The 13,596-nt window shown below is 64.9% G+C and carries 10 protein-coding genes; 6 read left to right on the plus strand and 4 right to left on the minus strand.

Annotation, left to right across the window (positions count from 1 at the left end):
* Positions 1 to 58: 58 nt before the first annotated feature.
* Positions 59 to 1,090 (minus strand): LysM peptidoglycan-binding domain-containing protein, encoded by a 1,032-nt coding sequence (locus HZZ16_RS32350; RefSeq protein ID WP_197954260.1) that lies wholly within the window; start codon positions 1,088 to 1,090, stop codon positions 59 to 61.
* 168 nt (positions 1,091 to 1,258) lie between these two features.
* Between HZZ16_RS32350 and HZZ16_RS32355 the strand changes: the two genes are divergently transcribed.
* From HZZ16_RS32355 to HZZ16_RS32365, 3 genes are all read left to right on the plus strand, one after another.
* A complete protein-coding gene (locus HZZ16_RS32355) occupies positions 1,259 to 1,951 on the plus strand; it encodes a TolB-like translocation protein (protein WP_197954261.1) in 693 nt (230 codons plus the stop codon).
* Positions 1,952 to 2,088: 137 nt separating this feature from the next.
* Positions 2,089 to 4,752: a bifunctional diguanylate cyclase/phosphodiesterase gene (locus HZZ16_RS32360; RefSeq protein WP_197954262.1), complete on the plus strand. Its 2,664-nt coding sequence runs from the start codon at positions 2,089 to 2,091 to the stop codon at positions 4,750 to 4,752.
* Positions 4,753 to 5,066: 314 nt separating this feature from the next.
* Complete coding sequence (locus HZZ16_RS32365; protein WP_197954263.1) at positions 5,067 to 8,513, plus strand: ATP-binding protein; 3,447 nt, start codon at positions 5,067 to 5,069, stop codon at positions 8,511 to 8,513.
* A gap of 201 nt (positions 8,514 to 8,714) precedes the next feature.
* Here the strand turns inward: HZZ16_RS32365 and HZZ16_RS32370 are convergent, their stop codons facing one another.
* Positions 8,715 to 10,895 (minus strand): PAS domain-containing sensor histidine kinase, encoded by a 2,181-nt coding sequence (locus HZZ16_RS32370; protein ID WP_197954264.1) that lies wholly within the window; start codon positions 10,893 to 10,895, stop codon positions 8,715 to 8,717.
* A gap of 301 nt (positions 10,896 to 11,196) precedes the next feature.
* Here HZZ16_RS32370 and HZZ16_RS32375 point away from each other — a divergent pair, with 301 nt between their 5' ends.
* Positions 11,197 to 11,556, plus strand: a complete 360-nt coding sequence (locus tag HZZ16_RS32375; protein ID WP_197954265.1) for a hypothetical protein — start codon at positions 11,197 to 11,199, stop codon at positions 11,554 to 11,556.
* 30 nt (positions 11,557 to 11,586) lie between these two features.
* Here the strand turns inward: HZZ16_RS32375 and HZZ16_RS38010 are convergent, their stop codons facing one another.
* Positions 11,587 to 11,709, minus strand: a complete 123-nt coding sequence (locus tag HZZ16_RS38010) for a hypothetical protein (RefSeq protein ID WP_283815889.1) — start codon at positions 11,707 to 11,709, stop codon at positions 11,587 to 11,589.
* Between the two features lie 97 nt (positions 11,710 to 11,806).
* Positions 11,807 to 11,983 carry a hypothetical protein gene (locus tag HZZ16_RS32380; protein ID WP_197954307.1) on the minus strand — a complete coding sequence of 59 codons (177 nt, stop codon included), beginning with the start codon at positions 11,981 to 11,983 and terminating at the stop codon, positions 11,807 to 11,809.
* 148 nt (positions 11,984 to 12,131) lie between these two features.
* On the opposite strand from HZZ16_RS32380, the gene HZZ16_RS38015 reads away from it, so the two are divergent.
* The gene (locus HZZ16_RS38015; protein WP_283815888.1) at positions 12,132 to 12,263 is read left to right on the plus strand and encodes a hypothetical protein; all 132 of its coding nucleotides are present in this window, start codon (positions 12,132 to 12,134) and stop codon (positions 12,261 to 12,263) included.
* 140 nt (positions 12,264 to 12,403) lie between these two features.
* Entirely contained in the window at positions 12,404 to 13,531 is a 1,128-nt protein-coding gene (locus HZZ16_RS32385; RefSeq protein ID WP_197954266.1) for a lactonase family protein, read from the plus strand.
* Positions 13,532 to 13,596 lie beyond the last annotated feature (65 nt).

The raw sequence follows: 13,596 nt of genomic DNA on the forward strand, positions 1-13,596 counted from the left end.
CCGAAGGTTCCGGAGAGACACAGGACAATGCGTCGCAACGCGTGCCGGCCGTGCCGTGTCACTCCGCCTTTTGCGGCATCACGAAGGTCTGGCCGGGATAGATCAAGTTCGGGTTGTGGATCTTGTCGCGGTTCGCTTTGAAGATCACCCCGTAACGGGAGCCGTCGCCATAAGCGAGCCGGCTGAGCGCCCACAGGCTGTCGCCGCGGGCGATGATCCGGCTGCCGCCAGCCTCGGCCGGCGCGGCGGTGAGCGCATCCGCCGGCGAGGCCGATGCAACCGCGGTGGCCGCCGGCGCATTCGCGAAAGCCTTCGGTTTTGGCCCGGGCTTCAGCGCGCCGATCGGCCGGGCCGCTTGCTTCTCAGGCACCGACGCCAGCCGCGGCGAGGCCGACGGCAGTGCGGCCACGACATCCGATTTGTCCTCGGGCTTCTCGGCCGGCTTGGTTTCCTGCTTCGCAACCGGTGGGGTGCGCGCGGGCGACGGCGCCGCCGCGGCGATGGTGACCGGCATGGTCCGGCCGGATTCGGTGACCGTGCCATCCGGCGCCCTGGCCCGGAGCGTCAGGTCATACGAGCCGGCCGGCAGCTGCGGCGGGGTCATCACGAATTGGCCCGAGGCGTCGGCGACCACGCTGTCGAGCGGCTTGCCGTCGCGCATCAGCTCGACCCTCGCACCCGGCGTGGCGCGGCCGGCAATCACCGCCGCCTCGCCGTGATCGTCGATGCGGGCGACGTCGAAACGGGGGCCGGTATCTGCAGCCGGTGCCGGCGGCTTGACCGGTACGAGATCGCCGAGCGCGGCCACCTGCTTCTGGGTCTCGGCCAGCGCGCCTGCCTTCGGCTCGGGTGCAGGCGGCGCGCTGCCGGCGAGCTTCGGCGGTTCCGGCTTCAGCTCTGGCTTGGACTCAGGTTTGGACTGGACCTTGGCTTCAAGCTTGGGTTCGACTTTGGCCTCCGGCTTGGCGGCGACGGTAACCTTCGTCCCATCAGGCAGCAGGCGGCGCAGCTCGGTCGGGCCGATCACCAGCGCGGTGCCGACCAGCGCGAGCAGACAGAAGGCAATGAAGGCCTTGGATGCGGTGATCATTTGAAAAGGACCTTGGGTGGCAAATCAGCCGAGGCCGGCAAGGTGCGCCGATTTGGCTGCGGCAGCAAGACTGTCGATGGGATTAGACAGCGCCCGGGGTGAACCGGCGCCATGGCGCTGGCGTCCAACATCGCGGCCATAACGCAGCATGACGTCAGGGGACCTCTCGTGACCGTATTTTACCGTCCTGCCCCATGGCTGGCGCTGGTGCTGACGCTGGCCGCTTTACCCGCTTTGGCCGGCTCCGGCCCGCCGCCCGGCTTCACGCTGTCCGACGATGCCGATCTCGCCTTCACCTCGCCCGACGGCGCCATCAGGCTCGAGCAATACATGAAGGAGGGCGAGGATTTCGCCGTCAAGTGGCAGGTCTGGGCGCGACGCGGCGGGGAGATGCGAGAGCTGAAGCCCGAGCAGGGCTATCCGGCCGGCTTCCGTTTCACGGCGGACTCGCGATGGCTGGTGCGGATGCAGAAGACCGGCTCGGGCGAGCAGGACCTCTTTCTCTATCATTTCGAGAACGGCGCCTTCGTGAGCGCGACCAAGCAATCGCTCGGCGATCTCGCCTGGGCCTATTTCCACAGCCGGCCCGACACTGGGAAGATGAAGCTCGACTACCACATCTCGGCCAATCTGATGAAAGGCACCGAAAATGCGTATCGCTGGCTCGGCGTCGACTGGCCCAACAACCGCTATCTCCTGATCTCGCTTTCCGGCGAAATGGACAAGCATCCGAAGAACGTCGCGGTGAAGGGACTGGCGGATTGGAGATGCCGCTATGACCTTAAGACCGGCAAGTTCGATGTGCCGAAGATGTTCGCCAAGGGCAACACGGAAGCCTTGAAGTGGGAAATCAAGCGGTGAGGTCCTGCGGGCTCGCCGCGGTTTTCCGCGCGATGGAACCAACCCTCTGATTCCGTTCCGATTCATATTTTCGTAACTGTCAATGGTAACGGGCTCTTGTCGGTTTTGCTGCATCTTGCATCCCACGGGAGGGCTGGATGGGCGCATCGATCCGATGGACCGCGCGAACACGCGCGTTGTTCCGCCGTTGGCGCGGGGCGCCGCTGACGTGGCTGATCGTCGGCGGCTTCGTGCTGATGCTGGCGACCGCCATTGGCACCGCGCTCACCGTCGACCGCTTCCGGCAAAACGCCATCGAGAGCGGCCGCGACAGCCTGGAAAACGCCGTCCGCATGCTCGCCCGGCATTTCGACCGTCAGTTCGAGGACTTTGCGGTGCTGCAGAAGAGCATCATCGCCGAGCTCGAGAGCCACGGCATCGAGTCCGCCGAAATCTTCCGCAGCGAGATGGGCACGCTCGCCGTGCACGAGGTGCTGCGCGCGAAAGCCAGCGGCTGGTCCGACGTCGCCGGTGCCAATGTGTTCGATTCCAGGGGCGTGCTGATCAACTCGTCGCGGCAATGGCCGGTCGCCGATATCTCGATCGCCGATCGCGGCTATTTCAACCGTCTCAAGGACGATCCGGCCGCGCAAGAGGAAGTGGAGGTCGTGCCCGGCCGGCTCGGCAACGGACCGGCGATCGTGTTCGCGCGGCGCGTCTCCGGCCCGCACGGCGAGTTCCTCGGGCTGGTTTCGCGCGCGATCACGCCCGAGCAGCTCGAATCCTTCTTCGCCTCGACCGGGCTCGGCGAGGATTCCTCGATCGCGATGCACCACCAGAACGGCCAGCTGCTTGCGCGCATTCCGCATGTCGAGGCGATGATCGGGCAGAACTTCCGCAACGGCACGCCCGAGCAGATAGCGGTGTTCGAGCGCACCTTTGTTACCACCCAGCTCGCAAGCCCTATCGACGGCAAGGACCGCATCGTCGCCTCGCGCCTGCTCACCGGCGAGCCGCTGGTCGTGGTCGCGACCAAGTCGCTTGATGCGACGCTGGCGACTTGGCGAACGCAGACGAAATTCTTCGTCACCATTGCCGCACTGTCGATCGGCCTGTTGGTGCTCACGCTGTTTCTGATCTTCCGCCAGGTGACGCACCGCCTGTCGCTCGAGAAGCAGCGGCTCGACACCGCGATGAACACGATGACGCAGGGCCTGTTGATGTTCGATCAGGACGAGCGGCTGATCGTCTGCAACCGCCGCTACATCGACATGTACGGGCTCTCGACCGCTGTGGTGAAGCCCGGCGCCCACTTCCGCGACGTGATCCGGCACCGCCGGGACACCGGCTCGTTCGAGGGCGACGTCGAGGCCTATTGCGACGACATCCTGAGCAATGTCGACCGCACCAAGAGCGCGATCGTCGAAACCGCCGACGGCCGCCTGATCGAGATCAAGAACCAGCCGGCCGCTGCCGGCGGCTGGCTCGCCACCCATGACGACGTCACCGAGCGCATCCGCGCCGACGAGCGCATCGCCCATCTGGCGCATTACGACGCGCTCACTGATCTGCCCAACCGCGTGCTGCTGCGCGGGCATCTGGAACGCCGCGTCGCCGAGCTCGCCCAGGGCAAGCCGTTCGCGATCCTCTATATCGACGTCGACGAGTTCAAGGGCGTCAACGATTCGCTCGGACACGAGGTCGGCGACGAATTGCTGCGCCAAGTGGCGAACCGCCTGCGCGCCTGCGTCAGCGGCAACGACATGGTCGCGCGGCTGGGCGGCGACGAATTCGCCATCGTCAAGGCCGGCACCTCCGATCCGGCCGAACTGACGGCGCTTGCGGAAACCATCCTCAAAGCGTTGCACGCACCGGTGGATTGCAGGGGGCACGAGGTTCCGACCGATGTGAGCATCGGCATCGCGATCGCGCCCGACCATGGCGACAATCTCGACGATCTGTTCAAGCGCGCCGATCTGGCGATGTATGCGGCGAAGTCGGACGGCCGCCGCACCTTCCGTCTCTTCGTCCCCGAATACGATGCCAAGGTGCGCCAGCGCCGCCAGCTCGAGCTCGATCTGCGCCAGGCGCTCGCGCGCGGCGAGTTCGAGGTGCACTACCAGCCGCTGGTCGATCTCACCGCCAATGTCGTCACCGGCTGCGAGGCGTTGCTGCGCTGGCGCCATCCCGAGCGCGGCATGGTTTCGCCGGCGGAGTTCATCCCGGTCGCCGAAGACACCGGCCTGATCGGCGAGATCGGCGAATGGGTGCTGAAGCAGGCCTGCGTTGAGGCCGCCTCGTGGCCGGGACGGATTCACATCGCGGTCAACGTATCGCCGGTCCAGTTCCGCTCGCGCACGCTGGCGCTCAAGGTCGCCGCCGCGCTGGCGGAGTCCGGGCTCACGCCGGGGCGGCTCGAGCTCGAGATCACCGAGACGGTGCTGATCCGCGACGACGAGGAAGCACTGGCGATCCTGCAGCAGCTGCGCGAGCTCGGCGTGCGCATCGCGCTCGACGATTTCGGCACCGGCTATTCCTCGCTGAGCTATCTGCACCGCTTCCCGTTCGACAAGATCAAGATCGATCGCAGCTTCATCAGCGACATCGGCGAGCCCGAGGATTCCTCGCCGATCGTGCAGGCCGTGGTGCACATGGCCGCCGCGCGCCACATGGCGACGACGGCCGAAGGCGTCGAGACCGAAGCCCAGCGCGAGGTGCTGCGCCAGCTCGGCTGCAGCCAGATGCAGGGCTGGCTGTTCAGCCCGGCGGTGCCGGCGGCGAAGCTGAAGCAGCTGCTGGCGGCGCAGGCGGTCGCGGCCTAGCGGGCGACGCCACGTCTGGCCCGGATGTCCGCTTCGAGGAAAGCGGCGTCGCTGAGTGTTTGGTTCGAGGTCGTGCGGCGATTTGACAATCAGCGACTGACAGCTATCAATTCATTGAATTCTGCGCACTTGGCTCGTCGAAGTGGTGAGCCGCCGATCCGCCTCATTTTCGGGACGCGGGCAAGAAACGCTCCAAATGCCGATGATTTGCCTCCATTGGCCGCCGTAACGAAGAGTCGCATCGAGTCCCCATCCAAGCGCAAACCACAGGCATTTCTGAACCGCTTAGCGCAATTTGAACCAGGGATTTCTGCATGCCGAATGATGAGTCGAGGGCGGGGACTGAGCGTCTGAGACACTGGCTTGAAAGCGTTGGGCTCAGCCAATACACGGACCTCTTCATCCGCCGCCGCATCGAGCTCGACGTCCTGTCCCACCTGACCGAGTCGGATCTGGCACAGATTGGACTGCCGCTCGGAGACCGCAAGCGGCTTCAGCGTGCAATAGCGTCCCTTTCCGGAATGGGCGCGCCAGCGACGGGCCACACATTGCCCGGTACGGCAATCGTTGCGGAACGTCGCCAACTCACCACGATGTTCTGCGACATGGTCGATTCCACCGCGCTCTCCGCGCAGTTCGATCCCGAGGACCTGCGCGACATGATCGCGAGCTTTCGCGAAACTTGCGTGCGCGTGGTCAAACATTATGAAGGATTTGCCGCCCGCTTCGTCGGCGACGGCATCCTGGTCTATTTCGGCTACCCGAAAGCGCATGAGGACGATGCCGAGCGAGCGGTGCGGGCTGGTCTCGAGATCGTGCGGACATTGTCGACCACGCCTGCGATCGAGCCGCTGGGTGCGCTTAGCCACGCGCCCGCCGTCCGGATCGGCATCGCGACGGGACTCGTGGTCGTGGGCGACTTGGTCGGCCAGGGCACCGAGGAGCGCGATTCCGCGGTCGGCGAGACCGTGAATCTGGCGGCGCGATTGCAGGGCCTGGCGCCGCCGAACGGAGTTGTCATCTCGTCGTCGACGCAGTCGCTGTTGAAGGGAAAGTTCGACTATCGCAATCTCGGGGTCCATGCACTCAAGGGCATAGCCGGGAGAACACAGGCGTGGCATGTGGTTCGGCCGTCGCGCGTGGAGACCCGCTTTGCCGCGGCCATCGGCTCCCGGCTGACGCCACTCGTCAATCGCGACGATGAGATCTCGGTTCTGCTCGACCGCTGGGAACAGGCAAAGGCGGGCGACGGCCAGGTCGTGGTGCTGTTCGGGGAGCCGGGCATTGGCAAGTCGCGCATCGTCCAGGAAATCTTCGTGCGGATTGCGGGCGATCGGCACGGGCATGTCTCGTTCCAGTGTTCGCCCTACTACAGTTCGACGGCGTTCCATCCCTTCATCGAGCAGCTCAAATTTGCCCTCGGCCTCGACCGCGACGAGGCTTCGGCCTCGTCTCTGGCGAGTCTTGAGCGGACCGTTGCGGCCGCGCATGGCGATATCGAGCAGGTGACGCCGCTCTTTGCGGCACTGCTGTCGATTCCGACCGGAGCTCGCTATCCTCCGTTCGATCTGTCGCCGCAGCAGCAAAAGGACGCCATCGTCTCCGCCCTCATCAATCATCTCCTCGGCCTGGCGCGCGATCAGCCGCTGGTGATCGCCTTCGAGGACGCCCATTGGATTGATCCGACATCCCGGGAGGTCATCGATCTGCTGGTGGAGCGGGTGCAGAACACGCCCATTCTCGTCGTCATCACCTGCCGTTCCGAATTCAAGCCGAGCTGGAGCGCTCACTCTCACATCACGACGCTGGTGCTGAACAGGCTGAGCCGGCAGCAGCGGACGACCTTGGTCGAGCGGGTTGCCGGCAGCCGTAAAATGCCGAAGGAAGTCGTCGAGGACATCATCGTCAAGACCGACGGCGTGCCGCTGTTCGTCGAGGAGCTGACCAAAGCCGTTCTCGAAAGCGACCTTCTGACCGAGGAACGCGGAAACTATGTGCTCTCCGGTTCGTGGCGACAGCTGGCAATCCCGGCAACGCTGATGGATTCGCTGATGGCGCGCCTGGATCGGCTGGGCCCGCTCAAGAGGATCGCACAGATCGGTGCCACCATCGGCCGGCAGTTCTCCTACGAGATGCTGAACGCAGTCGCCTCCGTACCAGCCGACCAGATCGAGGCGGCGCTCGATCGCCTGGAGGAGGCAGGGTTGATCGTCCAGCTGGGCCATCCGCCGGATGCGCTCTACTCGTTCAAGCACGTGATGATCCAGGATGCAGCGCATGCGAGCCTGTTGCGCAGCGAAAGGAGGCGGCTCCACGCGCGGATCGCGTCGGTGCTGACTCAGAACTATCCGGAAAAGACCGAGCGCGAGCCGGAGCTTCTCGCCTATCATCTGACCGAATCCGACCAAAGCCAGCCGGCGGCAGATTCCTGGATCAAAGCCGGCAGGCACGCCGCAAGGTTGGGAGCCTACCTGGAAGCGATCGGCCATCTGCGCCGCGGACTGGCGGTCGTCCTGGGCAGTCCCGAGATGCCCGACCGCGATAGAATGGAGCTGGAGCTTCGCATTGCACTGGGTAACGCGCTGATCGCTGCCAAAGGTTACGGCACACAGGAGGTGGAAGACAATTTTGCCCGAGGCCTCGAGCTCGGACGGCAGCTCAATGATGAAGACAAGGTGCTAGCGGCGATAAGAGGGCTTTGGATGCACCACTTCATTCGGGCTGACCTGACCAAGGCGCACGGTCTGAGTGCCGCACTCCTGAAATTCGCCAGACAAGAACGTCCGAGCGCGTTGCTGTCGAAGCAGACCCTGTACCTCGTGGAAGCCCATAGGTCGACCGCGGCGACCATGCTTTACCGCGGACGATTTCTAGCGGCGCAACATCATCTTCGTCGCTCCATCCAACTCGATGATCCGGCTCTGCATCGCGGTTCGGCGGAAAGGCTCCTCAATCCAGGTGTCATGTCGACGTCGTACCTCGGATACCTGCTATGGTTCCTGGGGCAGCCCGACACCGCGCGGCAGCACAGCGAGCAGGCGATTTCCGATGCCGAGCAAATGCGCCATCCTTTTACGCTGGCATTCGCGCAGGTGTTTGGCGCATACCTTTGTCAGCATCTGCGCGACGTCCCGGGCACCAGAGATTATGCCAGCCGCGCGATGACCATTTCATCGCAACACGGCTTTTTGCATTGGAAGCAACAGGCGGCCATTCTGCATGGATGGGCGCTGACTGAGCTCGGGGACATGGATGCAGGTCTGAGCGAGATGCGCGCGGGCGTCGAGGGTTATGAGGCGCAGGATTCCTGGCTCGCCAGTTGCTGGTTCAGATGCCTCCTCGCGCAAGGCTATGCGAGGGCCGGTCTGTCGGAAGCGGCCTTGCGCGCGCTCGATGGTGCCTTGGCGGTCGCGAAGAGGACGGGCGATCACTTCTATCTGGCGGAGATCTACCGCCTGCAAGGGGAGTCCATCCGGGCCCATGCCGGACCAGCGGCCGAGTCTGAGGAATTGTTCGTGCAGTCGCTGGAGGTCGCGCGCGGACAGAGTGCCCGCTCGTGGGAGCTGCGGACAGCCGTCAGCCTGGCCCGCCTCTGGCGAGATTCCGACAAGCATGAGCAGGCGGCCGAGCTGCTTGTGCCTGTCGTCGGCAGGCTCCGTGAAGGGCTCTTCACGCCGGACGTGAAAGAAGCCATCGCGCTCGCAAATGAGCTCCAACAAAAACGCTCGACGATAGAAACGTCCTCTCGGTCCGTTTCCTGAACAGGCCAACAACTTAGCCACACCTCGCCGCGTTATCCAGCAGCAGCCGCGCGCCTGTTGCTCGGACCACAGGTAGCGCGACACCCGGGCTGCTGGCGGTGCAAGCGAAGCGAACGCGGCCGGCGGCTGCATCATGCCCATGCCAGTCGCCCCCTCCGGGAGGCAACCGCTTGCGCCGTGCAAGCTAGGCCCGGAGCATGTTCAATTCGATCCGACGGTGCCAGTGACCGGCATCGACATGCGGCAGCGCACGCCGCCGGGTTCGAAGGCGAGATCGAACTCGCCGCCGAGATCCGCCTCGACACAGCGCTCCATCAGCCGCGTGCCGAAGCCACGGCGCATCGGCGGCGTGACTTTCGGCCCGCCGGATTCCACCCATTCGTAATCGAGAATGGTGCCGTGCCCGGCATTCCGCAGGCTCCATCGCATCGAGAGCGTCCCATCCGGCGCTGACAAGGCACCGTACTTGGTCGCATTGGTCAGGAGCTCGTTGAGAACCATTGTGAAACTGAGCGCCGAGCGCGCATTGAGCGCGACGGTCGGACCTTCCATCGTGATCCGGCCATCCTCTGCCACCGCTGCCGTGATGTCCTCGACGAGCCGCTGGAGCGGAGCGTCCTGCCATTTGCGCTCGGTCAAGAGATCATGCGCACGGGAGAGCGCCAGCAACCGTCCTACGAAGATTCGCTTGAAATCGTCCAGGCTGTCAGTATGGCGCGCGGTCTGGCTGGCGAGCGATTGTACCGTGGCCAAGGTATTCTTGACGCGGTGATTGAGTTCGTCAATCAGGAGCGTCTGCGCCGCTTCCGCTCGCTTGCGTTCGGTGATGTCGACCAGCATGTTGACCGCACCGATCATGCTGCCTTCGGAATCGAAGAGCGGCGTCGGATAGGGAATGAACGGCACGCGCGTGCCGTCCGGGCGCTCCGCGACAGCCTCCATGCCGCGCACGGGCCGCCCTTCCCGCAGCGCGATCGCCATCGGACATTGGTCGTGCGGCAGAGGCGTGCCGTCGGGCCAATACAGCCTCCAGGTCACGCACCATTCGTCGCCGGGCAACGGCGTCCGCCCGGCCATCTCGACGGCGGTCTTGTTGTAGAAGGTGATGCGACCGTTTGCGTCGGTGGTGTAGACCGCTGCGGGCAGTGCCTCGAGCAGATCGCGCATATGCTGCTCGCTCTCGCGGATTCGATCCTGCAATCGCTTGGCTTCGGTGACGTCGTGACTGACACGAACCCCGTAACGGAAGCGTCCCGCGCTGTCCCTGACTGAGGAGCTGAAAATCTCGAGATAGCGCACGCTGCCGTCGGGGCGCAGGGCGCGCTTGTAGTAGGAGTAGCTCGGAATCTCGCCCCGCACCTGCTGCTCATAGAGGGCAAGATCCGCGGCGCAATCGTCGGGATGAGTGTAGTCGGAAAAGCTCATCGCCAGCAGCTCTTCACGGGATCGCCCGGTGATCTCGCTCAGGTAATCGTTGACCCGGAGCAGCCGCCCATGCTCATCGGCCTCGGCGATGCCGACCTTGGCGGCTTGGTAGGTTGCAGCGAGGCGAGTCTCGCTCGCCTCACGCGCCAGCTCGGCCACGCGCAGCTCGGTGACGTCAGTGGTAAAGCAGCGGGTGCTGACGAACTTACCGTCCTCGACACGACTGTTGGAGGTGATCAGCACGTGCTTGATCGAACCGTCCTTCGCGCGCAGGCGGGCGGGATAGCGGTCCAGCCTTTCGCCACAGGACAGCCGGTGAAGAATGTCGCCGATGACGGGGGCGTCTGCGTGAAATTCGGCCACGTGATGGCCGATATATTCTTCGGCGCTGTAGCCCAGCAGATCGAGCTCCGCCTGATTGGCGCGGCGAATGATGCCATCGCCGCCCACGATGTGGAGCCCCACCGCGCTGTTCTCGAAGAAGTCCTCGAGATCCTTGGTCTTTGCGTGAACCTCTTGTTCGATCTTCTTGCGATCTGAAACGTCCTGAAAGCAGTTGATTGCGCCCTGGATGCGGCCGGCGTGATCCCGCAGCGGGCGGATGTTCACGAGCGCGGTGATCCGCGAGCCGTCGGGTCGTTCGATCATGACCTCCGTGTTGCGCGTGGGGAGCCCGAGCCGGATCGCCGTGGCCATCGGGCAATCGGAATGCGGAAGGTGGGTACCGTCCATGTTGTAGAGATAGTGCGACCCGCAGAACTTCTCGACGGAGCCAAGCTCAGGAGTTCTGCCCCACACCTCCGCGGCTTCGCGGTTGTAGGTCACGATCCAGCCTTCGCTATCGCAGACATAGACCGCGCCCGGAATGGCCTCGAGCGCACCCGGAGCCGCCGCCACCAGGGCCTCGAATTCGGTCAGCTTGCGGGCAGAAAGCGGAAATTCCTCGACATTCGACATACTTAGCCCCGACGTGCCGCAGGCGGGCGCCTACGCGATGGGATTGAACGCTTGGAAGCCCCGAGCGTTCCGAGGCCCGCCAACCGCTCGTTGAGAAGCGCCCGCGACACGGCGCTTCGACGGTCGGGCCTGCCCCCGGCGGGAAAGATAGGATCAAACCTCGCGCCGTGCGGTTATCGCCTCGCTGAGACGGTCGGGAAACTCCGGCCGACGGGCCCTGGTCGACATTGCATCACGCGCACCGCGGGCGGCTCATCGCCGGCGCTGTGGCGCGCGCGTGCGTGCAACGAAGCGAGGTGACATGGCGATCCCGGCGTTCAGAACGATCCCTCTCGTCGCGGTTGCGGCCCTGATCGGGCTCGCCGCGGAGGCCCGCGACGACGGGCGCTACGCGAACTCCCCGCTCAAGGGCTGGTTCGAGAGCCTGCAAAGCAAGGGTGGCGGTCCCTGTTGTGCCGACGCCGACGGCACCGCGCTCGACGACGTCGACTGGGAGACGCGGGACGGACATTACCGGGTGCGGCTCCTCGGCAACTGGGTCGAGGTGCCCGACGACACTGTGATCACCGAGCCCAACCGCGCCGAGCGCACCATGGTCTGGCCTTACTACGTCAACGGCCGTCCCAAGATCCGCTGCTTCATGCCTGGCAGCATGACGTGATCCGGAACAAGCTCGGCAAGGCCGAAGAGCTCACATCGATTGTCGGGCCGCCCGCACTTCGGCGAATTCGGCGTCGGGGTGGCTGACGATGGTGGCGACCATGATGCCGCTGATGATCAGCGACCAAGCGGTGTTCCAATAGATCCAAAACACGAGCCAGCCTCCCTGTCCCTCTCTCACGTCCCGAGCTAACGGCAGAGGATGCCGCCGTTCCCGGCGCGAGGCCTGCCGCGAGGGCGGCGGCAAGGTACTATTTTGGTTTGGTCGGCGGCGCCGCCCGATCGGTTTGGCCGGTGTGGCGCTTTGCCACGACGTCCGTGTCGCGCTCGCCCTCGTACGGGCGCGGCGGAAGCTTGGGCTGGCCGGCTTGACCGCCATGCTTGCCGCCCATGTCGGGCTTGCCTTCGAGGTCGTTTGCGCGGGACATGCCGGTTCAATGCGTTCGCAGGGCATTGGTTCGCGACAGCATCGGCCGTTTTCGCCCTGTGAACGGCCTCATAGAACCGCCGCTCTTTGCGGTGCAGGATCGCTGACGCGGCCCTTGGCCTCGCGGCTTGCACCGATGGATTGGCCTGATGCGAAAACGACTCATCCTCTGGACCTTCATGACCTCTGCCCTGGTCGCGATCACCGTGTGGACCGTGCTCGGGCCGCCGGACCAGCCGCCCGGGTTGCATCTGCCCTCCCGAACCGCGGCGGTGCGCTGACCTGTCATCCCGCGACCGATGCGATTTCGGCATCGATCGATCCCGATTGGATTTTGGTGCGGCGGCGCTCCGCCCGCTATCCTGGCGGCAAAACGATAATGCCGCGAGCCGGCTTTCAGGAGGAGCCCAAGTTGAGACCCATGTCGAGACCGATCCGACGCATCGCATCGCGCGCGCCACGCGCTGCGATCGCCGCTGCCCTGTTCGCTTCTGTCACCCTCGTTTCTGGAGTCCGTGCCGGCATGGCCGAAACCTTCGCCTATGTCGGCAACGCCGACAGCAACGACATCAGCGTGTTCAAGATGAGCGAGAGCGGCGAGATGACGCTCGTGCAGACGGCCGCCTTCAAGGGCATCGAAAAGCCGGGCTCCTCGACACCGCTCGCGATCACGCCCGACCACCGCGTGCTGATTGCCGGCATCCGCTCGCAGCCCTATCTTGCGGTGAGCTTTGCGATCGATCCCAAGACGGGCCAGCTCGGCCATCTCGGCAACGGACCGCTCGCGGACAGCATGGCCCATATCGCCATCGACCGCAGCGGCAAGTACCTGTTCAGCGCCTCCTATGGCGGCAACAAGGTCGCGCTGAATCCGCTGCTTGGCACCGGCGTCGCCGGCGAGCCCAAGCAGGTGATCCCGACCGGGCTGAACGCCCACGCCTTCCTGCCCTCGCCCGACAACCGCTTCGCGTTCGCCACCAATCTCGGCTCCGATCAGGTGCTGGCCTTCGCATTCGAGGCCACGACCGGCACCCTGACGCCGAACGATCCGCCGGCGCACAAGGTGCCGGAGAAATCGGGGCCGCGGCACTTCGTGTTTCACCCCGGCGGCAAGTTCGTCTATCTCCTCCACGAGCTGAACGGCGACGTCGCGGCATTCTCTTATGAGGCCAAGAGCGGCGCCTGGAACGAGATCCAGCGCACCACCGCGCTGCCGGAGGGGTTTTCCGGAAAACCCTGGGGCGCCGACATCCACATCACGCCGGACGGCCGCTTCCTCTACGCTTCCGAGCGCACCACCAGCACGCTCACCGCCTACAAGGTCGACGGCTCGAGCGGCAAGCTCACCACGATCGGCAGCGTGCCGACCGAGAAGCAGCCGCGCGGCTTTCAGGTCGATCCCAGCGGCCGCTATCTCGCCGCGGTCGGCGAGCTCTCCGACAGCATGACGGTCTATACCATCGACCAGGGCAGCGGCGCGCTGGCCAAGCTGAAATCCTATCCCACGGGCAAGAAACCGAACTGGGTCGAGTTTCTGAGCCTGCCGTGAGGGGCCGTCGCCGACCTACGTAATCATCCGTAATTTCGCGAGGCCCGGCTTGGCGCCATATCTCG

The organism is Bradyrhizobium glycinis (genome assembly GCF_016031655.1).
In the GTDB taxonomy this organism is placed as follows: Bacteria; Pseudomonadota; Alphaproteobacteria; order Rhizobiales; family Xanthobacteraceae; genus Bradyrhizobium; species Bradyrhizobium glycinis.

Coding starts and splice junctions, on each gene's coding strand:
- HZZ16_RS32350 (WP_197954260.1), bottom strand. CDS start 1,090: ATGATCACCGCATCCAAGGCCTTCATTGCCTTCTGTCTGCTCGCGCTG.
- HZZ16_RS32360 (WP_197954262.1), top strand. CDS start 2,089: ATGGGCGCATCGATCCGATGGACCGCGCGAACACGCGCGTTGTTCCGC.
- HZZ16_RS32365 (WP_197954263.1), top strand. CDS start 5,067: ATGCCGAATGATGAGTCGAGGGCGGGGACTGAGCGTCTGAGACACTGG.
- HZZ16_RS32370 (WP_197954264.1), bottom strand. CDS start 10,895: ATGTCGAATGTCGAGGAATTTCCGCTTTCTGCCCGCAAGCTGACCGAA.
- HZZ16_RS32375 (WP_197954265.1), top strand. CDS start 11,197: ATGGCGATCCCGGCGTTCAGAACGATCCCTCTCGTCGCGGTTGCGGCC.
- HZZ16_RS32380 (WP_197954307.1), bottom strand. CDS start 11,983: ATGTCCCGCGCAAACGACCTCGAAGGCAAGCCCGACATGGGCGGCAAG.
- HZZ16_RS38015 (WP_283815888.1), top strand. CDS start 12,132: ATGCGAAAACGACTCATCCTCTGGACCTTCATGACCTCTGCCCTGGTC.
- HZZ16_RS32385 (WP_197954266.1), top strand. CDS start 12,404: ATGTCGAGACCGATCCGACGCATCGCATCGCGCGCGCCACGCGCTGCG.